Here is a 26,473-nt window from a genome sequence, read left to right as displayed (position 1 = left end):
CGTTGTCGTTAAGCAAGGGCCGACCTTAGAAGGTCTGGCCCAGAGAGAATTGGAACACCTGGGTATCGGCATCGTCCGGCTTCTTGACCGGCATTGCCAGGCTGAAGCTCAGCGGGCCCAGTGCAGTAATCCAGGTCACGCCCAGGCCGACCGAACTGGCCATGCCCGAGAAACCGACCTTCTCGCAATCAGGCTTCTTGCCGCAGTTGGTGTCGAACACGTTACCCACATCCCAGAACACGGAGGTGCGCAGCGAACGCTGGTCCTTGACGAACGGCAGCGGGAACAGGAGCTCGACGCCACCTTGTACGAGGACGTTACCGCCGAACGGTAGTGGATCCTTGTCCGGATCCTCAATAGTCCCCGGTTTACCGCCATTGTTCTCACCGCGGCTTGGGGTACTGCGTGGGCCCAGGCTGCTGTCTTTGAAGCCGCGGACGGAGTTGAAGCCACCCGCAAAGTAGTTCTCGTAGAATGGCAGGCCGGAAGTGCTTCCATAACCATCACCATAGCCCAGCTCGGTGTGCAGGCGCAGGGTGTAGTCATTGTTGATCGGCTGGAACAGCTGGCCACGGTAGTCGAGCTTGAAGAATGACAGGTCGCTGCCTGGAATGGTCGATTCCAGGGTCAGGCTTTGCGAGTGACCACGGGTCGCCAGCACACCTTTGTTCAAGGTCGACTCGGACCAGCCGATCGACGCCTTGAAGTTGAGGAAGTTGTCGCCTTCCTGGTCGAGGAAGTCGAAGATCTCGTCAACGGTGTACTTGCCGGTCTTGATCTTGTCCTGCTGCACGCTCAGGCCGTAGGTCAGGCGCGAAGTTTCGCTGATCGGGTAGCCCAGGCTCACACCTGCACCGAGGCTGTCCACCGCATAGCTGGCCACGTCGACATCGAGGTCATCGTAGTTGGTGCTGCGGTAGAAGGCGTTGTAGCCCAGGCTCACGCCGTCGGCAGTGAAGTAGGGATCCACGAAGCCAAAGTTGTAGCGGGTCTGGTATTCCGAACGGGTCAAGCCGATGGACACCTTGTTACCGGTGCCGAGGAAGTTGCTCTGGCTGATCGAACCACCCAGGATCAGGCCCGCGCTCTGGGCGAAACCGACGCTGGCGGTGATCGAACCGGAGGCTTGCTCCTCTACGCTGTAGTTGACATCGACCTGGTCATCGGTGCCCGGCACCGGTGGGGTCTCGACGTTGACTTCCTTGAAGAAGCCCAGGCGCTCGAGGCGGGTCTTGGACTGGTCGATCAGGTAGGTCGACGCCCACCCGCCTTCCATCTGGCGCATTTCGCGACGCAGCACTTCGTCTTCGGTCTTGGTGTTGCCGCGGTAGTTGATGCGGTTGACGTAGGCACGCTTGCCCGGGTCGACCACGAACATGATGTCTACCGTGTGGTCCTGTTCATTCGGCTGTGGCACGCCGTTGACGTTGGCGAAGGTGTAGCCCTCGTTGCCCAGGCGGCGGGTGATCAGCTCGGACGTGGTGGTCATCACCTTGCGCGAGAATACCTGGCCAGGCTGCACCAGCAGCAGCGACTTGACCTGGTCTTCCGGCACCTTGAGGTCACCGGACAGCTTCACGTCGCGAACGGTGTACTTCTCGCCTTCGTTGATGTTGACGGTGATGTAGACGTGCTTCTTGTCTGGCGTGATCGACACCTGGGTCGAGGCGATGTCCATGTTGATGTAGCCGCGGTCCAGGTAGTAGGAACGCAGGCGCTCAAGGTCACCGGACAGCTTTTCGCGGGCGTACTTGTCGTCGTTCTTGAAGAACGACAGCCAGTTGGTGGTTTTCAGCTCGAACAACTGGCCCAGGGTATCGTCGTCGAACACGTTGTTGCCGACGATGTTGATGTGCTGGATGGCCGCGACCGTGCCTTCGTTGATCTTGATCTTCAGTGCCACGCGGTTGCGCGGCTGCGGCACCACCTCGGCGTCGACCTCGGCCGAGTAGCGGCCCTGGGCCACGTACTGGCGCTGCAGTTCGTTACGCACGCCTTCAAGGGTGGCACGCTGGAAGATCTCGCCTTCGGCCAGGCCGGATTGCTTCAGGCCTTTCATCAGGTCATCGGTGCTGATCGCCTTGTTGCCTTCGATCTCGATGCTCGACACCGACGGGCGCTCGACCACGTTGATGATCAGCACATTGCCATCGCGGTTCAACTGGATGTCCTGGAAGAACCCGGTCTTGAACAGGGAACGGGTCGAGTCCACCAGGCGGCGGTCATCAGCCTGGTCACCGACGTTCAGCGGCAAGGCACCGAACACGCTGCCGGCGGATACCCGCTGCAGGCCGTTGACGCGAATATCGGAGATGGTGAAGGACTCGGCGTGAACTTCAGCGATCATCAGTGCGGACATGACCGCAGTTAGCAGCAGACGTTTCATGAAGTCCTTTTATTCCAACTGGCAATAAACAACCCGCCGTGAAAAAACGGCGGGTTCGCAATTGAGCGAAGCTTTATAGTCGACCCAGATCGTTGATCAGGGCGAGCAACATCACCCCTATGACCAAACTGATACCGATCTGGACCCCCCAACCTTGCACCCGATCCGACAGCGGACGACCGCGCGCCCACTCGACCAGATAAAACAGCAAATGCCCCCCATCGAGTACCGGGATGGGCAGCAGGTTAAGAACCCCCAGGCTTATGCTCAGGTAGGCGAGGAAATTCAGGAAATCCCCGATGCCGGACTGGGCTGAAGCGCCCGCCACTTTAGCAATGGTTATCGGTCCACTCAAGTTTTTTACCGAGAGCTCCCCGAACAGCATTTTCTTCAGCGATTCGAGGGTAAGGACACTCATGTTCCAGGTGCGTGACAAGCCCTCGCCCACCGCCTCCAGCGGGCCATAGCTGACTTCGCGAAGCATGCTGGCAGGCCATTCGCCACCTTTGACCCCGGCACCCAGGTACCCGGCAACGGCCTTGCCCTCGCCCTTGTGGGCCAGGACCACCGGCACGTCGAGGGCAGCACCGTCGCGCTCCACGCGGACCTGCACCTTGGCATCCGGCCGGGCACGTACACTGTCGACCACCTGCTGCCATTCGGTCACGGCAACGCCGTCGACCGCCAGCAGCTTGTCACCGCTCTTGAGGCCCGCAGCGGCAGCCGGCCCTTTCGGGTCGATCTCGGCCAGCACCGGCGCAATCGCCGGGCGCCATGGGTGCAGCCCAAGGGACTGGATCGGGTCTGGCTCATCGGCGCCCTTCAACCAGCTGTCCAGCTTGACCTGCAACTGGCGCTCGGGACTGGCGCCATCGTCGCGCACGCCAACCTGCAAGGTGCCGCTCTCGCCCAGGCGCCGCACCAGCTGCAGGTTGACCGCCGCCCAACCGCTGGTCGGCTTGCCGTCCACAGAGACGATTTCCTGCCCTGCGGCCAGCCCGGCCGACGCCGCCAGGCTGCCGGCATCGACGCTACCAATGACCGGGCGAACCTGTTGGGTACCCAGCATCGCCAGCAGCCAGAAGAACACGATTGCCAGCAGGAAATTGGCGATCGGGCCGGCCGCGACAATGGCGATACGCTGGCCTACCGGTTTGCGGTTGAACGACTGGCCGAGCAACGCCGGCGGCACATCACCTTCGCGCTCGTCGAGCATCTTCACGTAGCCGCCCAGCGGGATCGCCGCCACGACGAACTCGGTGCCATGGCGGTCATGCCAGCGCAGCAGCGGCGTGCCGAAGCCCACCGAAAAACGCAGCACCTTCACGCCGCAGCGGCGCGCGACCCAGAAGTGGCCGAATTCATGAAAGGTCACCAGCACCCCCAGGGCCACGAGGGTGCCGATAATCATGTAGAGCGCTGTCATGTCCATCTCCGAATGATATTCAGCGGGGCGGGGCAATACCCTGCCCCCTCACGCACCGTAGCGAGCCTGCATCAGCGGCCGTGGCGGCGCAGCCACTCCCGGGAAAGCTCCCGGGCCCGCTGGTCGGCGGCGAATACCGCGTCCAGGGAAGGCAGGGGCACCACAGGTTCCTGCTCGAGTACCTGTTCGATCATACCCGCGATCTCCGGGAAGCGAATACGCCGCTCGAGAAATGCTTGCACCGCCACTTCGTTGGCGGCATTGAGCACGGCAGGGGCACTGTTGCCGGCTTCGGCAGCCTGCCGCGCGAGGCGCAGGCAAGGGAAGCGTTGTTCGTCGGGCGCCTGGAAATCCAGACGGGCGACGGCGAACAGGTCCAGCGGCGCCACCCCGGAGTCGATCCGTTCGGGCCAGGCCAGGGCGTTGGCGATCGGGGTGCGCATGTCCGGGTTGCCCAGCTGGGCGAGGACCGAGCCATCCACGTAGTCGACCAGCGAGTGGATCACGCTCTGCGGGTGCACCACCACTTCGACCTTGGCCGGCGCAGCATCGAACAGCCAACAGGCTTCGATCAGTTCCAGCCCTTTGTTCATCATGCTGGCCGAATCCACGGAGATCTTGCGCCCCATCGACCAGTTAGGGTGCGCACAGGCTTGCTCCGGGGTCACCCCCATCAGCGCTTCGACGGGCGTTTCACGGAACGGGCCACCGGAAGCCGTCAGCAGGATCCGCCGCACGCCCACCGCACTCAGGCCACGGGCATAGTCGCCAGGCATGCACTGGAAGATAGCGTTGTGCTCGCTGTCGATCGGCAGCAGCACGGCGCCATGGCGCCGCACGGCGTCCATGAACAGGGCCCCCGACATCACCAGCGCTTCCTTGTTGGCCAGCAGGACCTTCTTGCCCGCCTCGACAGCCGCCAAGGTGGGCCGCAAGCCGGCAGCCCCGACGATGGCCGCCATCACGGCGTCCACTTCGCTTGCCGACGCCACCTGGCACAGCCCGGCATCGCCTTCGAGCACCTCGGTTGCACAACCGGCCGCCGCCAGACCTGCACGCAACCGCATGGCCGCTTCACTGCTCGGCACCACGGCGAACGCCGGGCGGTGGCGCACGCACAGGGCCAGCAGTTCGTCCACACGCGAATAGCCACTGAGGGCGAACGCCTGGTAGCGATCAGGGTGCCGGGCAATCACGTCCAGGGTGCTCAGGCCGATGGAGCCGGTGGCACCGAGCACGGTGATACGTTGCGGGCGAGTCACATGACACCCCATTCGGCAGCCCACAACAACACGGCAAAGATCGGGATCGCTGCCGTCAGGCTGTCGATGCGGTCGAGCACACCGCCGTGGCCGGGGAGCAGGTTGCTGCTGTCCTTGATGCCGGAGCGGCGCTTGAACATGCTCTCGGTCAGGTCACCGACCACCGAGGCCATCACCAGCAGCGCAGCACCCAGCAGGCCGAGCAGCACCTGGCCGACGCCCCAGTCGCGGCTTATGCCCACACCGAGGGTGATCAGCAAGCTGACCGCCAGCCCGCCATACACGCCTTCCCAGCTCTTGCCGGGGCTGACCTGCGGGGCCAGCTTGCGCTTGCCGAATGCACGGCCAGAGAAGTACGCGCCGATGTCGGCAGCCCACACCAGCACCATGACCGAGAGAATCAGCCAGTTGCCCAGCGGCCAGTGCTTGAGCAGCACCAACCCCTGCCAGGCGGGCAGCAATACCAGCAGGCCTATCAGCAGCCGGCAGGCAGCACTGGCCCACAACTCGCTGCTGCGTGGATAGGTCAGCACCAGCCAGGTCGCCAACCCCCACCAGATCACTGCGGCGCCGAGCACCCAGGGGGCCAGCTCCGGCAGGATGTACAGCAGCATCAGCGCCCCGGCCACCACCAGGGCGTAGGCAATGCGCAGCGGCTGGGCCATCAGGCCGGCCAGGCGGGCCCACTCCCAGGCACCGAGGGTCACTACGAAGCCGATGAACAGGGCAAAATCCCCACCGTTGAGCAGGAAGAAACCACCCAGCGCAATCGGCAGCAGGATCAGCGCGGTAATGATGCGTTGTTTAAGCATTAAGCACGAGCTCCAGCCTCGACCTGCTCGCTGGTCTTACCGAAGCGGCGCTGGCGCGAAGCGAAATCGGCCAGGGCTTTACGCATGGCCTCGTGTTTGAAGTCCGGCCAGTACAGGTCGGAGAAATACAGCTCGGCATATGCCAGCTGCCACAGCAGGAAATTGCTGATGCGATGCTCGCCACCGGTGCGGATACACAGGTCCGGTAACGGCAGCTCACCGGTTGCCAGGCACGTCTGCAGCAGGCCAGGGGTAATGTCGTCCGGGCGCAGGTGCCCGGCTTGCACTTCCCGCGCCAGCCGTTGCGCGGCCTGGGCAATGTCCCACTGGCCGCCGTAGTTGGCAGCGATTTGCAGGATGAAGCGGTTGTTGCCGGCGGTCAGCGCCTCGGCCTCACGCATGGCAGCCTGCAACTCCGGATGGAACCGCGAGCGGTCACCGATGATACGCAGGCTGATATTGTTTTCGTTGAGGCGCTTGGCCTCACGGCGCAGGGCCGAGAAGAACAGTTCCATCAGCGCACCGACTTCTTCGGCGGGGCGCTGCCAGTTTTCACTGGAGAAGGCGAACAGGGTCAGCACCTCGACCCCGGACTGGGCACAGACTTCGATGACCGCGCGAACGGCGTCGACACCCGCCTTGTGCCCGGCAACGCCGGGCAGCAGGCGTTTTTTTGCCCAGCGGTTGTTGCCGTCCATGATGATCGCGACATGACGCGGCACCGAGGACGGCACCGCTGGCTTGGTCTTTTCCATTAAAAAACCCCGGCCTCAGACGGCCATCAGGTCCTTTTCCTTGGCCTTGAAGGCAGCATCGACCTCGGCAACGAACTTGTCGGTCAGCTTCTGGATGTCATCAGCGGCGCGACGCTCTTCGTCTTCGCTGATTTCCTTGTCCTTGGTCAGCTTCTTCAGGTCGGCCAGGGCGTCGCGGCGCACGTTGCGCACGGCTACCTTGGCGTCTTCGGCAACAGCGCTGGCCTGCTTGGTATAGCCCTTGCGGGTTTCCTCGGTCAGGGCCGGCATCGGCACGCGAATGGTGGTACCGGCGCTGGACGGGTTCAGGCCCAGGTCAGAGGTGAGGATGGCTTTTTCGATAGCCGCGCTGAGGTTCTTGTCGTGGGCGACGATCTTCAGCGTGCGGGCATCTTCGACGGTGATTGCAGCCACCTGGTTCAGCGGCATCTCGCTGCCCCAGGCAGTGACCCTGACGGTATCCAGGATGCTTGGGTGAGCGCGACCCGTACGGATGGCCGCCAGGTTGCGAGCCAGGGCCTCGAGGGACTTGGTCATGCGCTCTTGCGCGTCTTTCTTGATGTCGTTGATCATTTCTGGACTTCCTCGATCAGAGTTCCTTCCGCGCCGCCATGCACGATGTTCAGCAGGGCGCCGGGCTTGTTCATGTTGAAGACGCGCAGCGGCATCTTGTGGTCGCGGCACAGGCAGATTGCCGTGAGATCCATTACCCCCAGCTTGCGATCCAGCACTTCATCGTAGGTCAGATGATCGAACTTCTCGGCATGCGGGTCCTTGAATGGATCTGCAGTGTATACACCATCGACCTTGGTTGCCTTCAATACCACGTCGGCATCGATTTCGATGGCGCGAAGGCAAGCGGCAGAGTCGGTGGTGAAGAACGGGTTGCCAGTACCGGCGGCGAAAATCACGACTTCCTTGGCGTTGAGGTGACGCATGGCTTTGCGACGGTCGTAATGATCGGTGACACCCACCATGGAGATCGCCGACATGACGATGGCAGTGATGTTCGCCCGCTCCAGCGCGTCGCGCATGGCCAGGGCATTCATCACGGTGGCCAGCATCCCCATGTGGTCGCCGGTAACACGGTCCATGCCGGCTGCACTGAGCGCCGCGCCACGGAACAGGTTGCCACCACCGATCACCAGGCCTACCTGAACACCGATGCCGACCAGTTGGCCGACTTCCAGCGCCATGCGATCCAGGACCTTGGGGTCGATCCCGAACTCTTCCGAGCCCATCAGGGCCTCGCCGCTAAGTTTGAGTAGAATGCGTTTATAGCGAGCCTGATGACCACTGCCCTGCTGAGCCATTGCGAATCTCTCCTGCGGCGTTTGTAAAATTCTTGCGGGCTGCTTGAGCCTGCTTGTAACTGTAACGTGACGCAACGATTGCGTCCGCGAGCAGCGGTTTCTGTAAACCGTTCCCGCTTTGACAAAGAGGCTGCGCGCGTGAGCGGGCAGCCTCTTTGGGGCGACAGACGGGGCTGTCTTACTGCTTGGCAGCAGCTACCTGAGCGGCAACTTCAGCAGCGAAGTCGTCGACTGGCTTCTCGATGCCCTCGCCTACTTTGAAGTAGGTGAAGGAAACGATTTCAGCACCGGCTTTCTTGGCCAGCTCGCCAACTTTGACTTCCGGGTTCATGACGAAAGCCTGCTCTTTCAGCGAGGCTTCAGCCTTGAACTTGGTGATACGGCCGTTGATCATGTTCTCAACGATGTTCTCTGGCTTGCCGGCGATCTTGTCAGCGTTCAGTTGCAGGAACACGCCCTTCTCACGCTCGATGGCCTCGGCGGAGATTTCCGACGAATCCAGGAACTCAGGGTTCGACGCAGCCACGTGCATGGCGATGTTCTTGGCCAGCTCGACGTCGCCGCCGTTCAGGACAACAACGGCACCGATCTTGTTGCCGTGCAGGTAGGCACCGACAACGTCACCCTCAACGCGCACCAGGCGGCGGATGTTGACGTTCTCGCCGCACTTGGCGACCAGGGCTTCACGAGCAGCTTCACGCGAAGCGATCAGCGGCGCAGCGTCGGTCAGCTTCTGGGCGAAGGCTTCTTCGAGGCTTTCAGCAACGAAGTTCTTGAAGTCGTCTTGCAGGGCCAGGAAGTCGGTCTGCGAGTTCACTTCCAGCAGAACGGCGGATTTACCGTCGGTCTTGACCGCGATAGCGCCTTCAGCAGCGACGTTGCCTGCCTTTTTGGCGGCCTTGATGGCGCCCGAGGCACGCATGTCGTCAATGGCTTTTTCGATGTCGCCGCCGGCCTTTTCCAGGGCCTTTTTGCAATCCATCATGCCTTCGCCGGTACGCTCGCGCAGTTCTTTGACCAGCGCTGCAGTAATTGCTGCCATTTCAAAATCCTCTTGGAAAGTTTTTCAACCATTCCACCCGTTGGTCACGGGCGTTAAATTCTGCAAATCCGCTGCTTGTGTTCCAGCAGGCCCATGATGCGGGGCCGATGCTGACAGCAGGATTTCAAGGTGGCAAAAAGGGGGCAGAGCCCCCTTTTCGCGTGCCAAGTAGACGCTAGCGCCTATTACTCAGCAGCAGGTGCAGCCGCTTCTTCAGCGTAGACTTCAGTGCCGCCGGCAACGTTGTTGCGGCCGCGGATGACGGCGTCAGCCATCGAAGTCATGTACAGCTCGATAGCGCGAATGGCGTCATCGTTACCTGGGATGATGTAGTCAACACCTTCCGGGCTGCTGTTGGTATCGACAACGCCGATAACCGGGATACCCAGTTTGTTGGCTTCGGTGATCGCGATGCGCTCGTGATCAACGTCGATAACGAACAGAGCGTCTGGCAGACCACCCATGTCCTTGATGCCGCCCAGGCTGCGATCCAGTTTTTCCAGGTCGCGGGAGCGCATCAGGGCTTCTTTCTTGGTCAGCTTGGCGAAAGTGCCATCTTCGGCCTGGGTTTCCAGGTCGCGCAGACGCTTGATCGAGGCGCGGATGGTTTTGTAGTTGGTCAGCATGCCGCCCAACCAACGGTGGTCAACGTATGGCGAACCGCAACGAGCAGCTTGCTCGGCGACGATCTTGCCGGCGGAACGCTTGGTGCCGACGAACAGGATCTTGTTCTTGCCCTGGGCCAGGCGCTCTACGAACGAAAGAGCGTCGTTGAACATTGGCAGGGTTTTTTCCAGGTTGACGATGTGGATCTTGTTACGCGCGCCGAAAATGTACTTGCCCATTTTCGGGTTCCAGTAACGGGTCTGGTGGCCGAAGTGCACACCGGCCTTCAGCATATCGCGCATATTGACTTGGGACATGATAGTTCCTTGATAAGTCGGGTTGGGCCTCCACGTATCCCAATGACCAACCCGCGAATTCTGCAACTCGGGGCACCCAGGTCATCGTGTCGACACGTGTGTGGGTTAAATGCTGACGGGGTCGTGCCCGAAAGCGGCGCATGTTATACCACAGACCGCGGGCAAACGGAACCCGGTGGAAGCAGCTGGAAGCTGGAAGCTGCAAGCTGCAAGCTGCAAGCTGCAAGCAAAAGCAAAAGCAAAAGCAAAAGCAAAAGCAAAAGCAAAAGCAAAAGCAAAAGCAAAAGCAAAAAGCAAAAAGCAAAAAGCAAAAAGCAAAAAGCAAAAAGCAGCCGACGCACGATCCGCTTCTTCTTGTAGCTTGCCACTTGCCACTTGCCACTTGCCACTTGCCACTTGCAGCTTGCAGCTTGCAGCTGGACGCTCTGATAGAATAAGCCCTTTCCCGTTTGTTCGCGCCGTGCACGGCGCCGTAGAGAGCCTGTAATGACCGTTACCATCAAGACCGCAGAAGACATCGAAAAGATGCGCATCGCTGGCCGCCTGGCTGCCGAAGTGCTGGAAATGATCGAGGAACACGTCAAGCCCGGCGTCACCACAGAAGCGCTGGACCGCCTGTGCCACGACTACATCGTCAATGTTCAGCAGGCCATCCCGGCGCCGCTCAACTACAAAGGCTACCCGAAGTCGATCTGCACCTCGATCAACCATGTGGTCTGCCACGGCATCCCCAACGACAAGCCGCTCAAGGACGGTGACACGCTGAACATCGACGTCACCGTGATCAAGGACGGCTACCACGGCGATACCAGCCGCATGTTCCACGTCGGCACCGTGCCGGCATGGGCCGAGCGCCTGTCCAAGGTGACCCAGGAATGCATGTACAAGGCCATTGAACTGGTCAAGCCGGGGTGCCGCCTGGGCGACATCGGTGAAGTGATCCAGAAGCACGCCGAAAAGAACGGCTTCTCGGTGGTGCGTGAATTCTGCGGCCACGGTATCGGCAAGGTGTTCCACGAAGAACCGCAGATCCTCCACTACGGCCGCGCAGGCACGGGCATGGAACTGAAGGAAGGCATGACCTTCACCATCGAACCCATGATCAACCAGGGCAAGGCCGACACCAAGGTGCTGGGCGACGGCTGGACCGCCATCACCAAGGACCGCAAGCTCTCGGCCCAGTGGGAGCACACCTTGGTGGTGACTGCGACCGGCTACGAGATCTTCACCCTGCGCAAGGACGATACGATCCCGCGCACCTCGGCCTGAGCCCGGCCAACCCACGACAGGAACGTGACGCGATGCCCCAGGTGGACCCCGAACTGTTCGACCGCGGCCAGTTCCAGGCGGAACTGGCCCTCAAGGCGAGCCCTATCGCCGCTTTCAAGAAAGCCATCCGCCTGGCCGGCGAGGTGCTCGACAAGCGTTTCCGCGCCGGCGGCGACATTCGCCCGCTGATCGAGGCCCGTGCCTGGCTGGTCGACAATATCCTGCAACAGGCCTGGAACCAGTTCGACTGGGGGGACCACAGCGGCATCGCCCTGGTTGCGGTGGGTGGCTACGGGCGCGGTGAACTGCACCCGCATTCGGACATCGACCTGCTGATCCTCCTGGGCGCTGCCGATCATGAACAGTACCGCGATGCCATCGAACGGTTTCTGACCCTGCTGTGGGACATAGGCCTGGAAGTCGGCCAGAGCGTGCGTACCGTGGACGAGTGTGCCGAACAGGCCCGCGCCGACCTCACGGTGATCACCAACCTGATGGAAAGCCGCACCATCGCCGGCCCGGAGCCGTTGCGCCAACGCATGCTGGACGTGACCAGCACCGCGCACATGTGGCCGAGCAAGGAGTTCTTCCTGGCCAAGCGCGCCGAACTCAAGGCCCGCCACCACAAGTACAACGACACCGAGTACAACCTGGAACCCAACGTCAAAGGGTCCCCTGGCGGCCTGCGCGATATCCAGACCGTACTGTGGGTGGCGCGCCGCCAATACGGCACCTTGAACCTGCTCGCACTGGCTGGCGAAGGCTTCCTGCTGGAAAGCGAGAACGAACTGCTGGCCTCGTCGCAGGACTTTCTATGGAAGGTGCGTTACGCCCTGCACATGCTGGCCGGCCGCGCCGAAGACCGCCTGTTGTTCGACCACCAGCGCAGCCTGGCCGAACTGCTGGGCTACCACGACGAGAACCCCAAGCGGGCGATCGAGCAGTTCATGACCCAGTACTACCGGGTGGTGATGAGCATCAGCCAGCTGTGCGACCTGATCATCCAGCACTTCGAGGAGGTCATCCTCGCCGACGAGGACAGTGGCAGCACCCAGCCGCTGAATGCGCGCTTCCGCCTGCATGACGGCTATATCGAGGCCACCCGGCCGAACGTGTTCAAGCGCACGCCGTTCGCCATGCTGGAGATGTTCGTGCTGATGGCCCAGCACCCGGAAATCAAGGGTGTACGCGCCGATACCGTGCGCCTGCTGCGCGAACACCGGCACCTGATCGACGACACGTTCCGCACCGACATCCGCAATACCAGCCTGTTCATCGAGCTGTTCAAGTGCGAGATCGGCATACACCGTAACCTGCGCCGAATGAACCGCTACGGCATCCTGGGGCGTTACCTGCCCGAGTTCGGCCTGATCGTCGGGCAGATGCAGCACGACCTGTTCCACATCTATACCGTGGATGCGCACACCCTCAACCTCATCAAGCACCTGCGCAAGCTGCAGTACACACCGGTGTCCGAGAAGTTTCCGCTGGCCAGCAAGCTCATGGGGCGCCTGCCCAAACCCGAGCTGATCTACCTGGCCGGCCTGTACCACGACATCGGCAAGGGCCGCCACGGTGACCACTCGGAGCTCGGTGCAGTAGACGCGCAGAAGTTCTGCGAACGCCACCAACTGCCCGCGTGGGACAGCCGGCTGATCGTCTGGCTGGTGCTCAACCACCTGGTGATGTCTACCACCGCCCAGCGCAAGGACCTGTCCGACCCGCAGGTGATCAACGACTTCGCCCTGCACGTCGGCGACGAAACGCGCCTGGACTACCTGTACGTGCTGACCGTGGCCGATATCAATGCCACCAACCCCAGCTTGTGGAACTCGTGGCGCGCCAGCCTGTTGCGCCAGCTTTACACCGAGACCAAGCGGGCCTTGCGCCGCGGCCTGGAAAACCCGCTGGACCGCGAAGAGCAGATTCGCCAAACCCAGTCTGCCGCCCTGGACATCCTGGTGCGCGAGGGCACCGACCCGGACGACGTCGAACAATTGTGGTCGCAGCTGGGCGATGACTACTTCCTCAAGCACACTGCGGCCGACGTGGCCTGGCACAGTGATGCGATCCTGCAGCAGCCCGCCGATGGCGGCCCTCTGGTGCTGATCAAGGAAACCACCCAGCGCGAGTTCGAGGGTGGCACGCAGATCTTCATCTACGCCCCGGACCAGCACGACTTCTTTGCGGTGACGGTAGCGGCCATGTCGCAGCTGAACCTGAACATTCACGACGCGCGAATCATCACCTCCAGCAGCCAGTTCACCCTCGACACCTACATCGTGCTGGACAACGACGGCGGCTCGATTGGCGACAACCCGCAACGGGTGCGGCAGATTCGCGACGGCCTGAGCGAAGCCTTGCGCAACCCCGAGAACTACCCGACCATCATTCAGCGCCGGGTGCCCCGCCAGCTCAAGCACTTCGACTTCCCGCCACAGGTGACCATCCTCAACGATGCCCAACGGCCGGTGACCATTCTGGAGATTACGGCCCCCGACCGCCCTGGCCTGCTGGCCCGGCTGGGGCGGATTTTCCTGGAATTCGACCTGTCACTGCAGAACGCCAAGATCGCCACCCTCGGCGAACGGGTCGAAGACGTGTTCTTCATCACCGATGCCGACAACCAGCCGCTGTCCGACCCGCAACTGTGCAGCCGCCTGCAGGAAGCTATCGTGCAGCAGCTGCAGGCCGGCCAAGGCAGCGACACCAGCCCGAGCCGCCTGACCATTTAACGATTAGACGATTGACGAGACCTTGCGCCGATGAACCATGCCTTGACCCAGCTTCAGCCCTACCCGTTCGAAAAGCTTCGCGCCCTGCTGGGCACCGTGAAGCCTGCGGCGGACAAACGCGCCATCGCCCTGTCGATCGGTGAGCCGAAGCACGAATCGCCGGCGTTCGTCGCCCAGGCCATGGCCGACAACCTCGACAAGCTGGCTGTCTATCCCAGCACCCTCGGCCTGCCGGCGCTGCGCCAGGCTATTGGCCAGTGGTGCGAGCAGCGGTTTGGCGTGCCCGCCGGCTGGCTCGACGCCGACCGTCATATCCTGCCGGTCAATGGCACCCGCGAGGCGCTGTTCGCCTTCACCCAGGCCGTGGTCAACCGCGCCGATGACGGCCTGGTGGTCAGCCCGAACCCTTTCTACCAGATCTATGAAGGCGCAGCCCTGCTGGCCGGTGCCACCCCACACTACCTGCCGTGCCTGGAGGCCAATGGCTTCAACCCGGACTTCGACGCCGTGCCGGCCGATGTCTGGCAGCGCTGCCAGATCCTGTTCCTGTGCTCGCCGGGCAACCCGACCGGGGCGCTGGTGCCCATGGACACCCTGAAAACGCTGATTGCCCTGGCCGACGAGCATGACTTCGTGATCGCCGCCGATGAGTGCTACAGCGAACTGTACTTCGACGAAGACGCCCCGCCGCCGGGCCTGTTGAGCGCTTGCGCGGAGCTGGGCCGCAGCGACTTCAAACGTTGCGTGGTCTTCCACAGCCTGTCCAAGCGCTCCAACCTGCCGGGCCTGCGCTCGGGCTTCGTTGCCGGCGACGCCGACATCATCAAGCCATTCCTGCTGTACCGTACCTACCACGGCTGCGCCATGCCGGTGCAAACCCAACTGGCGAGCATCGCCGCCTGGCAGGATGAAGCGCACGTGCGCGAAAACCGCGACCAGTACCGCGCCAAATACGATGCCGTGCTGGAGATCCTGCAGCCGGTACTGGACGTACAGCGCCCGGACGGCAGCTTCTACCTGTGGGCCAAGGTGCCTGGCGACGATGCCGAGTTCACCCGTGACCTGTTCGAAGCCCAGCATGTGACGGTGGTGCCGGGGTCTTACCTTTCGCGGGAAGTGGGTGGTGTGAACCCGGGGGCCGGGCGTGTCCGCATGGCCTTGGTTGCACCGCTGGCCGAGTGCATCGAAGCTGCCGAGCGCATTCGCGCGTTTCTGCAAAGCCGCTGACAGGATCGGGGGGCGGTTTGTACGCGGTTCCTGTGGGAGCGGGCGTGCCCGCGAACACCGGCGCAGCCGGTGCCATACACCGCGTCGCCTGCTTCGCGGGCTTGCCCGCTCCCACAATGAATCGCGCAGGCTTTTCAAATTTTGAGCAACACAGTTGCTCCTGCAAGTACGGCGGCAACTCCAAGCCAGCGCAGGCCCTGTGGGAGCGGGCGTGCCCGCGAACACCGGCAAAGCCGGTGCCATACACCGCGTCGCTTGCTTCGCGGGCTTGCCCGCTCCCACAGGTTGAATCGCGCAGGCTTTTCAAATTTTGAGAAAGAAAGTTGCTCCTGCAAGTTCGGGGGCAACGCCAAGCCAGAGCAGCCCCTGTGGGAGCGGGCATGCCCGCGAACACCGGCGCAGCCGGTGCCAGACACCGCGTCGCCTGCTTCGCGGGCAAGCCCGCTCCCACAATGAATCGCGCAGGCTTTTCAAATTTGCAGAAAGACAGTTGCTCCTACCGGGGTAGGTGAGATACCTGTTGCTACAAGGCAGCCCCAGCGCTTTATTTGACCTGGCCCAGGTTCGCCTCACTCATGTCCAGCTCGCCCAGCACCTGCCGCACCACTTCATCGCCCACCTCGTGCTGACGATGCAGGTTGTACAGCTCCAGCCGCTGCGCCCTTAGCGCCCGCAGGCGCAAGCGGCGCTCCAGCAAATCCATCTGCTCGGCCAGTGCCTTGGCTTCGGCCGTGTCGTTATAACTGTCCAGCTCATCCCGGTACTCCGCCATCAGGCGCGCCTTCAGTTCCGTGGCCATGGTTGCCTGGTCTGCATCCTGCGGCGCATTGCTGTCGATCACTTCCTCCGCCTCCAGGGCATGGATCGCCGCTTCTGCCGTGCGCCGCCAGGCTTCCTGCACCTCCTGTTGCAAGCGCTCGTCGGCGCTTTTGGTCACCCCGCGCAGCAATAGCGGCAAGGCGATACAGGCGCTGACCAGCGATAGCAGGATCACCCCTGCCGCGATGAAAATCAGCAGGTCCCGTTCCGGGAACGCCTTGCCTGCCCCCATCAGCAATGGCACCGACATCACACCCGCCAGGGTCACTGCACCCCGCACGCCGCCGAAGGTCAGCAGCCAGCAGGAGCGCGCCGTAGGCACCAGCACCAGCGCCGGCTTACCGCGCCAGCGGCGCAGCACGCCGATCGCGCGCCAGATACTCTGCACCCAGATGAAACGCAGCAGGATCAGCGCGGCAAAAATCGCCAGCACATCCAGGCAGCGGTAGGCCAGGGTCGGCCACACGGTGGTTTCGTGGCTGACCACAGCCTTGATGATGTCCGGTAACTGCAGGCCCAGTAGCAGGAAAATCAGGCCATTGAAGGCGAACTCCAGCAGCGACCAGACGCTGCGGTTGAGCAGGCGGGTGCTGGTCTGGCGTGGCAGCAGGTCGAGCCAGCTCTGCATCATGCCGGCGGCCACTGCCGACAAAATGCCCGACACGCCCAGCCGCTCGGCCAGTACATAAGCCGCGAACGGCAACAGCAGCATGAACACGACATGGGTCGCAGGGTCGTCCCAGCCCCGGGTGATCATCCACATGCGCAGGCGGCCGATCAGCCAGCTCAGGGCCACGCCCACTGCCAGGCCCCCCAGTGCTACCAGCACGAAGCTGAAGCTGGCGTCGGCCAGCGAGAAGGCCCCGGTGATTGCGGCCGCCAGGGCGAACTTGAAGGTCACCAGGCCAGAGGCGTCGTTCATCAGCGCCTCGCCCTGCAGCATATGCATCAGCGGGGTGGGTAGGCGGTCCTGGGTAATGGCCGATACGGCAACGGCGTCGGTCGGCGACAACACGGCGGCCAAGGCGAAGGCCACCGGCAGCGGGATGCTGGGCATCAGCCAGTGAATGAAGTAACCGGCCCCGACCACAGTAAACAGCACCAGCCCTACCGCCAGCGCCACCACCGGCCCTCGAAGGCGCCACAGTTCGCGCTTGGGAATCCGCCAGCCATCGGCGAACAGCAGTGGCGGCAGGAACAGAAACAGGAACAGCTCGGGGTCCAGCGCCACATGCAGGCCCAGGGTCGGCCACGCCAGCAAGGCGCCAGCGGCGATCTGCACCAGCGGCAAGGGCAGCGGAATCAGGCGACCGACCAGTTTCGACAGGCTGACCAAGGTCAACAGGATGAGGACGGTGTAGGCGGACTGCATCCGGTAAGGCTTCCTTTATGAACCAGAAACGACAACAGGGCGAAACATCGCCATTGAAACAATATGTTAGCGGCGATCGGCGAACCGGGGCCGCTGCACGATAGTCGCAGGTGGCGGATGAATATGTAACATGATGATACTTCGGTTGGGTGGTTGGGCCTGCCGTGAGTCTTGCAGCGCCTGCGAGATCGCGCGCCGCCCGCGCGGCGCTCGATCTCATAAGCGATGCAAGACCCAAGACCTGCACATCTGCGCCGCCCGCAAAACCCAAGACAAGCACACCCGTGGCGCTCACATCTCCGTTCCCGCATAATCCCGCGACTGAAATCGAAAAACGGAGAGGTTGGGGCAACCTGTGATCCCCAATGCACACAATGACCTACACGCTCTACGGCATCAAAGCCTGCGACACCATGAAAAAAGCGCGTACCTGGCTCGAAGACCAGTCCATCGCCTACGAATTCCACGACTACAAGACCCAAGGCATCGACCGTGACAGCCTGAACCGCTGGTGCGACGAACACGGCTGGGAAGTCATCCTCAACCGTGCCGGCACCACGTTCCGCAAGCTGGACGACGCCAGCAAGGCAGACCTCGACCAGGCCAAGGCCGTCGAGCTGATGCTGGCCCAGCCGTCGATGATCAAGCGCCCGGTGCTCGACCTTGGCGCGCGCACGTTGGTCGGCTTCAAGCCTGACCTGTACGCCGCAGCCTTCGCCTGAGCCCCTACCCTATTTCGCACGAGGTAATCACATGTCCAATACCCTGTTCAGCCTGGCCTTCGGTGTCGGCTCCCAGAACCGCCAGGGCGCCTGGCTGGAAGTGTTCTACGCACAACCCCTGCTCAACCCAAGCGCCGAACTGGTCGCCGCAGTCGCGCCTGTTCTTGGTTACCAGGGTGGCAACCAGGCCATCGCCTTCAGCAACGCCCAGGCCGCCCAACTGGCCGAAGCGGTGAAAGGCGTGGATGCCGCCCAGGCCGCGCTGCTGACCCGCCTGGCCGAAAGCCACAAGCCGCTGGTCGCCACCCTGCTGGCCGAAGACGCTGCGCTGGCTTCGACCCCCGAGGCCTACCTCAAGCTGCACCTGCTGTCGCACCGCCTGGTCAAGCCACACGGCGTGAGCCTGGCCGGCATCTTCCCGCTGCTGCCGAACGTGGCCTGGACCAACCAGGGTGCGGTCGACCTGAGCGAACTGGCCGAACTGCAACTCGAAGCACGCCTCAAAGGCGAGTTGCTGGAAGTGTTCTCGGTGGACAAGTTCCCGAAAATGACCGACTACGTGGTCCCCGCCGGCGTGCGTATCGCCGACACCGCCCGTGTGCGCCTGGGCGCCTACATTGGCGAAGGCACCACCATCATGCACGAAGGCTTCGTCAACTTTAACGCTGGCACCGAAGGCCCGGGCATGATCGAAGGCCGGGTTTCCGCTGGCGTATTCGTCGGCAAGGGCTCGGACCTGGGCGGCGGCTGCTCGACCATGGGCACCCTGTCCGGTGGCGGCAACATCGTCATCAAGGTCGGCGAAGGCTGCCTGATCGGCGCCAACGCCGGTATCGGTATCCCGCTGGGTGACCGCAACACCGTCGAAGCGGGCCTGTACATCACTGCCGGCACCAAGGTGAACCTGCTGGACGAGAACAACGAACTGGTCAAGGTGGTCAAGGCGCGTGACCTGGCAGGCCAGACCGACCTGCTGTTCCGCCGCAACTCGCTGAACGGAGCAGTGGAATGCAAGACCCACAAGTCGGCCATCGAGCTGAACGAAGCATTGCACGCCCACAACTGAGAACCTTGCACGGTTTGAGGTGTTAACATCGGGTCTGGCGCCAACACGCCAGACCCGTTTTTCATTCCAGGCCCCGCGATCATGTTCCAGCCCTCCCCCTGGCGTGCCGATTTCCCCGCCATCGACGCCCTGCAACGGCAGCACCAGACATACCTGGACAGCGCCGCCACCACCCAGAAGCCGCAAGCCTTGCTGGATGCCCTGGGCCATTACTACGCCCATGGCGCGGCCAACGTACACCGCGCCCAGCACTTGCCCGGTGCACTGGCGACCCAGGCTTTCGAAACCAGCCGCAACAAGGTGGCCGCCTGGCTCAACGCCGCCGATGCCCGGCAGATCGTGTTCACCCATGGCGCCACTTCGGCGTTGAACCTGCTGGCCTATGGCCTGGAGCACCGCTTCGAGGCGGGCGACGAAATTGCCGTCAGCGCGCTGGAGCACCATGCCAACCTGCTGCCCTGGCAGCAACTGGCGCAGCGGCACGACCTGCGCCTGGTGGTACTGCCGCTGGACATTCACGGCCACATCGACCTGGACCAGGCCCTGCAGTTGGTAGGCCCACGCACCCGGGTACTGGCCGTCAGCCAGTTGTCCAACGTGCTGGGCACCTGGCAGCCCTTGCCTGCCCTGCTGGCCCATGCCCGTGCGCAAGGTGCGGTGACCGTGGTCGACGGCGCCCAGGGCGTGGTCCATGGGCGCCATGATGTGCAGCAGCTGGGCTGCGACTTCTATGTGTTTTCCAGCCACAAGCTGTATGGCCCGGACGGTGTCGGCGTGCTCTACGGCCGCAGCCAGGCCTTCGAGCTGCTGCGCCATTGGCAGTTTGGCGGTGAGATGGTGCAACTGGCCGACTACCATAGCGCCAGCTTCCGCCCGGCGCCGTTGGGTTTCGAAGCGGGCACCCCGCCCATTGCCGGGGTGATCGGCCTGGGCGCGACCCTTGCCTACCTGGCCAGCCTCGATAGCCACGCGGTCGCCGCCCACGAAAACAGCCTGCATCAGCAACTGCTGCGCGGCCTGGCCGACCGCGAGGGTATCCGGGTGCTGGGCACGCCACAGGCGGCGCTGGCCAGTTTCGTCATCGAGGGCGTGCACAATGCCGATATCGCCCACCTGCTCACCGAGCAGGGCATTGCCGTGCGTGCCGGGCACCACTGCGCCATGCCGCTGCTGAAGGGGCTGGGCCTGGAGGGTGCGATCCGTGTGTCGTTGGGCTTGTACAACGACAGCAGCGACCTGCAGCGCTTCTTCGACGCGCTGGACCAAGGCCTGGAGTTGTTGCGATGAGCCTGCCGGAACAGGCGCTACAGGCGCTGGCCGCGTTCGAACAGGGCAAGGGCTGGGAACAGCGTGCTCGCTTGCTGATGCAATGGGGCGACCAGCTGGAGCCGCTGGCTGCCAGCGAAAAAACCGAGGCCAACCGGGTGCACGGTTGCGAAAGCCTGGTGTGGCTGGTGGCCGAGCAGGCCGATGGCGCATGGCGGTTCAAGGCCGGTAGCGATGCCCGTTTGTTACGCGGGCTGCTGGCCTTGTTGCTGGTGCGGGTGCAGGGTTTGACCAGCGGTGAACTGCTGGCGCTCGACCTGCGGGGGTGGTTCAGCCAGCTGGGGCTGGAGCGCCAGCTGTCGCCATCGCGCAGCAATGGGCTGCATGCGGTGTTGCAGCGCATGGCAGAGCTGGTGGTCAAACGTTAACTGGGGTGGGGGCCAACATCGTTGGGGGCGCTGCGCGCCCCATCGCGACACGAGGCCGCTCCTACAGGGATTTACACGGGCTTGACCCGCTCCGATGGCCGTCGCGCACCGGCCACCAGTTTCTCTATCGCCTTGCTCGCTGCCACCATGCCAAAGGTGGCGGTCACCATCATCACCGCGCCAAAGCCGCCGGCACAATCCAGCCGCACGCCTTCGCCAACGAAGCTTTTCTGCAGGCACACGCTGCCATCGCCCTTGGGGTAACGCAGTTGCTCACTGGAAAACACGCACGGCACGCCATAGTTGCGGCTGACATTGCGCGAGAAGTTGTAGTCACGCCGCAACGTGGAGCGGACCCGCGAGGCCAGCGGATCGTTGAAGGTCTTGTTGAGGTCGGCGATCTGGATCTGCGTGGGGTCGATCTGCCCGCCGGCCCCCCCGGTGGTGACGATGGCGATCTTGCGCCGGCGGCACCAGGCGATCAGCGCGGCCTTGGCCATGACGCTGTCGATGCAGTCGATCACGCAGTCCAGGTGTTCGGTGATGTACTCGACCATGGTGTCGCGGGTGACGAAATCGGCGACTGCATGCACCGTGCAGGCCGGGTTGATCGCCCGCAGGCGCTCGGCCATGACCTCGACCTTGGGGCGCCCCACCTGCCCTTCCAGGGCGTGGGCCTGGCGGTTGGTGTTGCTGACGCAGACATCGTCCAGGTCGAACAGGGTGATTTCGCCCACGCCACTGCGCGCCAGCGCTTCGGCCACCCACGAACCCACCCCGCCAATCCCGACCACCGCCACATGGGCCTGGCCCAGGCGTTGCAGGCCTTGATCGCCGTACAGCCGGGCAACGCCGGCGAAGCGTGGATCTTCTGTACTCATGTTCATACCCCAAAAAACCGGCGCGCATTATATGCCAGCGAGCCCAAGGCCTGCACCGTTAGGAAATGGACTACTAACCCTGCTTTAATGTCCTATCACTTCGACAGAAATGGACGACAATGTCTTCACGTAAATTCGGCCTGAACCTGGTTGTGGTGCTGGCCATCGCTGCGTTGTTCACCGGCTTCTGGGCGCTGATCAATCGCCCGGTTTCCGCGCCCGCCTGGCCAGAACAAATCTCTGGCTTCTCGTATTCGCCTTTCCGCCTGGGTGAAAGCCCGCAAAAGGGCCAGTACCCCAGTGACGAAGAAATGCGTCAGGACCTGGAACAACTCAGCAAACTGACCGACAGCATCCGCATTTACACCGTGGAAGGCACCCAGGCAGACATCCCACGGCTGGCCGAGGAGTTCGGCCTGCGGGTGACACTGGGCATCTGGATCAGCCCCGACCTCGAACGCAACGAGCGGGAAATTGCCACCGCCATCGAGTTGGCCAATACCTCGCGCAGCGTGGTCCGCGTAGTGGTGGGTAACGAGGCGCTGTTCCGCGAAGAAGTGACACCGGAAAACCTCATCAAGTACCTGGACAGGGTACGTGCCGCGGTCAAGGTCCCGGTAACCACCAGTGAGCAATGGCATATCTGGAAGGAACACCCGGAGCTGGCCAGGCACGTCGACCTGATTGCCGCGCACATCCTGCCTTACTGGGAATTCGTGCCGATGAAAGACTCGGTGGAGTTCGTGCTCGACCGTGCCCGCGAGCTGAAGCAGCAGTTCCCGCGCAAGCCGCTGTTGCTGTCGGAGGTCGGCTGGCCGAGCAATGGCCGCATGCGCGGGGGTGCCGATGCCACCCAGGCCGATCAGGCCATCTACCTGCGCACCTTGGTCAACACGCTCAACCGCCGTGGCTACAACTATTTTGTCATCGAAGCCTATGACCAGCCTTGGAAGGCCAGTGACGAAGGCTCGGTAGGCGCTTACTGGGGCGTTTACAACGCGGAGCGCCAGCAGAAGTTCAACTTCGAGGGGCCCGTGGTGGCGATTCCGCAGTGGCGCGCCCTGGCGGTCGCGTCGGTGGTGCTGGCCATGATCGCGCTGATGGTGCTGTTCATCGACGGCTCGGCCTTGCGCCAACGCGGCCGGACCTTCCTGACGTTCATCACCTTCCTGTGCGGGTCGGTGCTGGTGTGGATCGCCTACGACTACAGCCAGCAATACAGCACCTGGTTCAGCCTGACCGTCGGCGTGTTGCTGGCGCTCGGCGCATTGGGGGTGTTCATCGTACTGCTCACCGAAGCGCATGAACTGGCCGAGGCGGTGTGGATCCACAAGCGCCGCCGCGAGTTCCTGCCGGTACAGGCCGACAGCGCCTACCGGCCCAAGGTGTCGGTGCATGTACCGTGCTACAACGAGCCGCCAGAAATGGTCAAGCAGACCCTCGACGCCCTGGCCGCGCTGGATTACCCCGATTATGAAGTGCTGGTGATCGACAACAACACCAAGGACCCGGCCGTGTGGGAACCGCTCAAGGCCCATTGCGAAAAGCTCGGCGAACGGTTCAAGTTCTTCCACGTCGCGCCCTTGGCTGGCTTCAAGGGCGGCGCGCTGAACTACCTGATCCCGCACACCGCGCCAGACGCCGAAGTGATCGCGGTGATCGACTCGGACTACTGCGTCGACCGCAACTGGCTCAAGCACATGGTGCCGCACTTCGCCGACCCGAAAATTGCCGTGGTGCAGTCGCCGCAGGACTACCGCGACCAACACGAAAGTGCATTCAAGAAGCTGTGCTACAGCGAATACAAGGGCTTCTTCCACATCGGCATGGTCACCCGCAACGACCGTGACGCGATCATTCAGCATGGCACCATGACCATGACCCGGCGCAGCGTGCTGCAAGAACTGGGCTGGGCCGAGTGGTGTATCTGCGAGGACGCCGAACTGGGCCTGCGTGTGTTCGAAAAGGGCCTGTCGGCCGCTTATGCCCACAACAGTTATGGCCAGGGCTTGATGCCCGACACGTTCATCGATTTCAAGAAACAGCGCTTCCGCTGGGCATACGGTGCCATCCAGATCATCAAGCACCACGCCGGCGCCCTGCTGCGCGGCACGGGTAGCCAGCTGACGCGCGGCCAGCGCTACCACTTCCTGGCCGGCTGGCTGCCCTGGATCGCCGATGGCATGAACATTTTCTTCACCATCGGCGCGCTGCTGTGGTCGGCCGCGATGATCATCGTGCCGCACCGGGTCGACCCGCCACTGATGATTTTCGCCATCCCGCCGCTGGCGCTGTTCTTCTTCAAGGTCGGCAAGATCCTGTTCCTCTACCGGCGTGCGGTGGGGGTCAACATGAAGGATGCCTTCGCGGCGGCGCTGGCGGGGCTGGCGCTGTCGCATACCATCGCCAAAGCGGTGCTGTACGGGTTCTTCACCAGCAGCATGCCGTTCATCCGCACGCCAAAGCATGCCGACAGCCATGGTTTGCTGGTGGCGATTGCCGAGGCGCGCGAGGAACTGTTCATCATGCTGCTGTTGTGGGGCGCAGCGCTGGGTATCTACCTGGTGCAGGGGCTGCCGAGCTCGGACATGCGCTTCTGGATGGCCATGCTGCTGGTGCAGTCGTTGCCGTACGTGGCGGCACTGGTGATGGCGCTGCTGTCGTCGCTGCCCAAGCCTGCGCACAAGGCTGCCGAGGCGCAGCAGGCTTGAGATGTTGGGGGCGCTTGGCGCCCCTTTCGCGACTGGTTTGCTATAAGATAACGCCCCTCAGATTTCCCCGCCTTGCCTTGCCCCGGAGTTCCCCATGACGGCCCCTGCCGAGCTCTCGCCTACCCTTCAACTGGCCTGCGACCTGATCCGTCGCCCCTCCGTCACCCCCGTCGACGCCGATTGCCAGGCGCAAATGATGAACCGCCTCGGCGCCGTGGGCTTCCAGCTCGAGCCGATGCGCATCGAAGACGTCGACAATTTCTGGGCGACCCATGGCCAGCAGGAAGGCCCGGTACTGTGCTTCGCCGGCCACACCGACGTGGTGCCCACCGGCCCCGTGCAGCAATGGCAACATGAACCGTTCGATGCGCTGATCGACGCCGACGGCATGCTCTGCGGCCGCGGCGCAGCCGACATGAAAGGCAGCCTGGCCTGCATGGTGGTTGCCAGCGAACGCTTCGTGCAGGATTACCCCGACCACCGCGGCAAGGTCGCGTTCCTGATCACCAGCGACGAGGAAGGCCCGGCCCACCACGGCACCAAGGCTGTGGTCGAACGCCTCAAAGCACGTAACCAGCGCCTGGACTGGTGCATCGTCGGCGAACCGTCCAGCACCACCCTGCTGGGTGACGTGGTCAAGAACGGCCGCCGTGGCTCGCTGGGCGCCAAGCTGACCGTCCGCGGCAAACAGGGCCATGTGGCGTACCCGCACCTGGCGCGCAACCCCATTCACCTGGCCGCACCGGCCCTGGCGGAGCTGGCAGCCGAGCACTGGGACGAAGGCAATGCATTCTTCCCGCCGACCAGCTTCCAGATCTCCAACCTCAACGCCGGCACCGGTGCCACCAACGTGGTTCCGGGCGAGCTGACTGCGCTGTTCAATTTCCGGTTCTCCACCGAGTCCACCGTCGAAGGCCTGCAGGCGCGGGTGTCGGCGATCCTCGACAAGCACGAACTGGACTGGTCGATCGACTGGGCGCTGTCAGGCCTGCCGTTCCTCACCGAGCCGGGCGAGCTGCTGGGTGCCATTTCGGCCAGCATCAAAGGTGTCACCGGCCGCGACACCCAACCGTCGACCAGCGGCGGCACGTCCGATGGCCGCTTCATCGCCACCCTGGGCACCCAGGTGGTCGAGCTGGGCCCGGTCAACGCCACCATCCACCAGGTGGACGAGCGGATTCTGGCCAGCGACCTCGACCTGCTGACCGAAATCTACTACCAGACCCTGGTCCGGTTGCTCGCCTGATGCTTGCCTGCCCCCTTTGCCAGGCGCCGCTGGCGCAAGTCGACAACGGCGTGGCCTGCCCGGCAGGCCACCGCTTCGACCGGGCCCGCCAGGGCTACCTGAACCTGCTGCCGGTGCAGCACAAGAACAGCCGTGACCCGGGTGACAACCAGGCCATGGTCGAGGCACGTCGCGACTTTCTCGACGGCGGCCACTACGCGCCGGTGGCCCAGCGCCTGGCCGAACTGGCCGCCGAGCGCCAGCCCGGTGCGTGGCTGGACATTGGCTGCGGCGAGGGTTACTACACCGCGCAGTTGGCCCAGGCCCTGCCCGCGGCCGACGGTTACGCCCTGGATATCTCTCGCGAGGCGGTCAAGCGTGCCTGCCGCCGCGCACCGGCTGTCACCTGGATGGTCGCCAGCATGGCCCGCGTGCCGCTGGCCGATGCCAGCTGCCAGTTCATCGCCAGCGTATTCAGCCCGCTGGACTGGGCCGAAGCCAAACGCCTGCTCAGCCCCGGCGGTGGCCTGATGCGGGTAGGCCCGACCAGCGGCCACCTGATGGAACTGCGTGAAGTGCTCTACGATGAAGTACGCCCCTACGCCGACGACAAGCACCTGGCCCTGGTCCCCGAGGGCATGTTCCATGCCCACAGCGAAACCCTGGCGTTGCGCCTGAGCCTGGCAGCCCCCAAGGCCCGCGCCGACCTGCTGGCCATGACCCCACACGGCTGGCGCGCCAGCGCCGAAAAACGTGCACGGGTAATCGACCAGCCCGAGCCGTTCGAGGTAACGGTTTCCATGCGTTATGACTATTTTGTGCGCCAAGACTGA

At 63.2% G+C, this 26,473-nt stretch carries 22 protein-coding genes; 11 read left to right on the top strand and 11 right to left on the bottom strand.

Going from position 1 to position 26,473, the window contains the following annotated elements; translation table 11 throughout:
- Positions 1-25: 25 nt before the first annotated feature.
- The 9 genes from bamA to rpsB all read right to left on the bottom strand — a co-directional run bounded on the left by bamA (position 26) and on the right by rpsB (position 9,919).
- Positions 26-2,386, bottom strand: coding sequence for an outer membrane protein assembly factor BamA (bamA, locus tag AACG97_RS05985; RefSeq protein WP_182365422.1), 2,361 nt, complete (start codon positions 2,384-2,386; stop codon positions 26-28).
- Between the two features lie 73 nt (positions 2,387-2,459).
- Positions 2,460-3,812 carry an RIP metalloprotease RseP gene (gene rseP / locus AACG97_RS05980; RefSeq protein WP_115293490.1) on the bottom strand — a complete coding sequence of 451 codons (1,353 nt, stop codon included), beginning with the start codon at positions 3,810-3,812 and terminating at the stop codon, positions 2,460-2,462.
- A gap of 71 nt (positions 3,813-3,883) precedes the next feature.
- Complete coding sequence (gene ispC / locus AACG97_RS05975; RefSeq protein ID WP_029886982.1) at positions 3,884-5,074, bottom strand: 1-deoxy-D-xylulose-5-phosphate reductoisomerase; 1,191 nt, start codon at positions 5,072-5,074, stop codon at positions 3,884-3,886.
- Entirely contained in the window at positions 5,071-5,886 is an 816-nt protein-coding gene (locus AACG97_RS05970) for a phosphatidate cytidylyltransferase (protein WP_029886983.1), read from the bottom strand. Before AACG97_RS05970 ends, ispC begins: the two co-directional genes overlap by 4 nt.
- The gene (gene uppS, locus AACG97_RS05965) at positions 5,886-6,641 is read right to left on the bottom strand and encodes a polyprenyl diphosphate synthase (protein ID WP_009686947.1); all 756 of its coding nucleotides are present in this window, start codon (positions 6,639-6,641) and stop codon (positions 5,886-5,888) included. The genes AACG97_RS05970 and uppS overlap by 1 nt, the downstream gene beginning before the upstream one ends.
- A 15-nt stretch (positions 6,642-6,656) precedes the next feature.
- Positions 6,657-7,214: a ribosome recycling factor gene (gene frr / locus AACG97_RS05960; RefSeq protein ID WP_029886984.1), complete on the bottom strand. Its 558-nt coding sequence runs from the start codon at positions 7,212-7,214 to the stop codon at positions 6,657-6,659.
- Positions 7,211-7,954 carry a UMP kinase gene (gene pyrH / locus AACG97_RS05955; RefSeq protein WP_009686950.1) on the bottom strand — a complete coding sequence of 248 codons (744 nt, stop codon included), beginning with the start codon at positions 7,952-7,954 and terminating at the stop codon, positions 7,211-7,213. The genes frr and pyrH overlap by 4 nt, the downstream gene beginning before the upstream one ends.
- Before the next feature lie 178 nt (positions 7,955-8,132).
- Positions 8,133-8,996 carry a translation elongation factor Ts gene (gene tsf / locus AACG97_RS05950; RefSeq protein ID WP_009686951.1) on the bottom strand — a complete coding sequence of 288 codons (864 nt, stop codon included), beginning with the start codon at positions 8,994-8,996 and terminating at the stop codon, positions 8,133-8,135.
- Between the two features lie 185 nt (positions 8,997-9,181).
- A complete protein-coding gene (gene rpsB / locus AACG97_RS05945) occupies positions 9,182-9,919 on the bottom strand; it encodes a 30S ribosomal protein S2 (protein WP_003252287.1) in 738 nt (245 codons plus the stop codon).
- Positions 9,920-10,094: 175 nt separating this feature from the next.
- On the opposite strand from rpsB, the gene AACG97_RS05940 reads away from it, so the two are divergent.
- Genes AACG97_RS05940 through dapC form a run of 4 tightly spaced genes read left to right on the top strand, consistent with a single transcriptional unit; the run spans position 10,095 to position 15,150 of the window.
- Complete coding sequence (locus AACG97_RS05940; protein ID WP_232555003.1) at positions 10,095-10,406, top strand: hypothetical protein; 312 nt, start codon at positions 10,095-10,097, stop codon at positions 10,404-10,406.
- Complete coding sequence (map, locus tag AACG97_RS05935; RefSeq protein WP_009686955.1) at positions 10,406-11,188, top strand: type I methionyl aminopeptidase; 783 nt, start codon at positions 10,406-10,408, stop codon at positions 11,186-11,188. Before AACG97_RS05940 ends, map begins: the two co-directional genes overlap by 1 nt.
- 32 nt (positions 11,189-11,220) lie before the next feature.
- The gene (locus tag AACG97_RS05930) at positions 11,221-13,923 is read left to right on the top strand and encodes a [protein-PII] uridylyltransferase (protein WP_054890071.1); all 2,703 of its coding nucleotides are present in this window, start codon (positions 11,221-11,223) and stop codon (positions 13,921-13,923) included.
- A 30-nt stretch (positions 13,924-13,953) separates the two neighbouring features.
- Positions 13,954-15,150, top strand: coding sequence for a succinyldiaminopimelate transaminase (gene dapC, locus AACG97_RS05925; RefSeq protein WP_125855216.1), 1,197 nt, complete (start codon positions 13,954-13,956; stop codon positions 15,148-15,150).
- Between the two features lie 544 nt (positions 15,151-15,694).
- Here dapC and AACG97_RS05920 read toward each other — a convergent pair.
- Positions 15,695-17,341 (bottom strand): Na+/H+ antiporter, encoded by a 1,647-nt coding sequence (locus tag AACG97_RS05920; protein WP_054890073.1) that lies wholly within the window; start codon positions 17,339-17,341, stop codon positions 15,695-15,697.
- 374 nt (positions 17,342-17,715) lie between these two features.
- On the opposite strand from AACG97_RS05920, the gene AACG97_RS05915 reads away from it, so the two are divergent.
- From AACG97_RS05915 to AACG97_RS05900, 4 genes are all read left to right on the top strand, one after another.
- On the top strand, positions 17,716-18,063 hold the full coding sequence (locus AACG97_RS05915; protein WP_054881204.1) for an ArsC family reductase: 348 nt from the start codon (positions 17,716-17,718) through the stop codon (positions 18,061-18,063).
- 31 nt (positions 18,064-18,094) lie between these two features.
- Positions 18,095-19,129, top strand: a complete 1,035-nt coding sequence (gene dapD / locus AACG97_RS05910; RefSeq protein ID WP_009686960.1) for a 2,3,4,5-tetrahydropyridine-2,6-dicarboxylate N-succinyltransferase — start codon at positions 18,095-18,097, stop codon at positions 19,127-19,129.
- Positions 19,130-19,210: 81 nt separating this feature from the next.
- Positions 19,211-20,416, top strand: coding sequence for a cysteine desulfurase (locus AACG97_RS05905; protein ID WP_054890074.1), 1,206 nt, complete (start codon positions 19,211-19,213; stop codon positions 20,414-20,416).
- Positions 20,413-20,823, top strand: a complete 411-nt coding sequence (locus tag AACG97_RS05900) for a SufE family protein (protein ID WP_054890075.1) — start codon at positions 20,413-20,415, stop codon at positions 20,821-20,823. The genes AACG97_RS05905 and AACG97_RS05900 overlap by 4 nt, the downstream gene beginning before the upstream one ends.
- A 71-nt stretch (positions 20,824-20,894) precedes the next feature.
- Here the strand turns inward: AACG97_RS05900 and tcdA are convergent, their stop codons facing one another.
- Positions 20,895-21,704, bottom strand: coding sequence for a tRNA cyclic N6-threonylcarbamoyladenosine(37) synthase TcdA (gene tcdA, locus AACG97_RS05895; protein WP_009686964.1), 810 nt, complete (start codon positions 21,702-21,704; stop codon positions 20,895-20,897).
- 119 nt (positions 21,705-21,823) lie between these two features.
- On the opposite strand from tcdA, the gene AACG97_RS05890 reads away from it, so the two are divergent.
- The 3 genes from AACG97_RS05890 to AACG97_RS05880 all read left to right on the top strand — a co-directional run bounded on the left by AACG97_RS05890 (position 21,824) and on the right by AACG97_RS05880 (position 26,473).
- The gene (locus tag AACG97_RS05890) at positions 21,824-24,415 is read left to right on the top strand and encodes a glycosyltransferase (RefSeq protein ID WP_029885084.1); all 2,592 of its coding nucleotides are present in this window, start codon (positions 21,824-21,826) and stop codon (positions 24,413-24,415) included.
- Positions 24,416-24,509: 94 nt separating this feature from the next.
- Positions 24,510-25,661: a succinyl-diaminopimelate desuccinylase gene (gene dapE, locus AACG97_RS05885; protein WP_225785859.1), complete on the top strand. Its 1,152-nt coding sequence runs from the start codon at positions 24,510-24,512 to the stop codon at positions 25,659-25,661.
- Positions 25,661-26,473: a putative RNA methyltransferase gene (locus AACG97_RS05880; RefSeq protein ID WP_197885412.1), complete on the top strand. Its 813-nt coding sequence runs from the start codon at positions 25,661-25,663 to the stop codon at positions 26,471-26,473. The genes dapE and AACG97_RS05880 overlap by 1 nt, the downstream gene beginning before the upstream one ends.

This window comes from Pseudomonas sp. Nvir (assembly GCF_963778085.1).
Lineage (GTDB): Bacteria > Pseudomonadota > Gammaproteobacteria > Pseudomonadales > Pseudomonadaceae > Aquipseudomonas > Aquipseudomonas juntendi.
This window is presented reverse-complemented; position numbering and strand designations above follow the sequence as displayed.

Coding starts and splice junctions, on each gene's coding strand:
- bamA (WP_182365422.1), bottom strand. CDS start 2,386: ATGAAACGTCTGCTGCTAACTGCGGTCATGTCCGCACTGATGATCGCT.
- rseP (WP_115293490.1), bottom strand. CDS start 3,812: ATGACAGCGCTCTACATGATTATCGGCACCCTCGTGGCCCTGGGGGTG.
- AACG97_RS05970 (WP_029886983.1), bottom strand. CDS start 5,886: ATGCTTAAACAACGCATCATTACCGCGCTGATCCTGCTGCCGATTGCG.
- uppS (WP_009686947.1), bottom strand. CDS start 6,641: ATGGAAAAGACCAAGCCAGCGGTGCCGTCCTCGGTGCCGCGTCATGTC.
- frr (WP_029886984.1), bottom strand. CDS start 7,214: ATGATCAACGACATCAAGAAAGACGCGCAAGAGCGCATGACCAAGTCC.
- pyrH (WP_009686950.1), bottom strand. CDS start 7,954: ATGGCTCAGCAGGGCAGTGGTCATCAGGCTCGCTATAAACGCATTCTA.
- tsf (WP_009686951.1), bottom strand. CDS start 8,996: ATGGCAGCAATTACTGCAGCGCTGGTCAAAGAACTGCGCGAGCGTACC.
- rpsB (WP_003252287.1), bottom strand. CDS start 9,919: ATGTCCCAAGTCAATATGCGCGATATGCTGAAGGCCGGTGTGCACTTC.
- map (WP_009686955.1), top strand. CDS start 10,406: ATGACCGTTACCATCAAGACCGCAGAAGACATCGAAAAGATGCGCATC.
- AACG97_RS05930 (WP_054890071.1), top strand. CDS start 11,221: ATGCCCCAGGTGGACCCCGAACTGTTCGACCGCGGCCAGTTCCAGGCG.
- dapC (WP_125855216.1), top strand. CDS start 13,954: ATGAACCATGCCTTGACCCAGCTTCAGCCCTACCCGTTCGAAAAGCTT.
- AACG97_RS05920 (WP_054890073.1), bottom strand. CDS start 17,341: ATGCAGTCCGCCTACACCGTCCTCATCCTGTTGACCTTGGTCAGCCTG.
- AACG97_RS05915 (WP_054881204.1), top strand. CDS start 17,716: ATGACCTACACGCTCTACGGCATCAAAGCCTGCGACACCATGAAAAAA.
- dapD (WP_009686960.1), top strand. CDS start 18,095: ATGTCCAATACCCTGTTCAGCCTGGCCTTCGGTGTCGGCTCCCAGAAC.
- AACG97_RS05905 (WP_054890074.1), top strand. CDS start 19,211: ATGTTCCAGCCCTCCCCCTGGCGTGCCGATTTCCCCGCCATCGACGCC.
- AACG97_RS05900 (WP_054890075.1), top strand. CDS start 20,413: ATGAGCCTGCCGGAACAGGCGCTACAGGCGCTGGCCGCGTTCGAACAG.
- tcdA (WP_009686964.1), bottom strand. CDS start 21,704: ATGAGTACAGAAGATCCACGCTTCGCCGGCGTTGCCCGGCTGTACGGC.
- AACG97_RS05890 (WP_029885084.1), top strand. CDS start 21,824: ATGTCTTCACGTAAATTCGGCCTGAACCTGGTTGTGGTGCTGGCCATC.
- dapE (WP_225785859.1), top strand. CDS start 24,510: ATGACGGCCCCTGCCGAGCTCTCGCCTACCCTTCAACTGGCCTGCGAC.
- AACG97_RS05880 (WP_197885412.1), top strand. CDS start 25,661: ATGCTTGCCTGCCCCCTTTGCCAGGCGCCGCTGGCGCAAGTCGACAAC.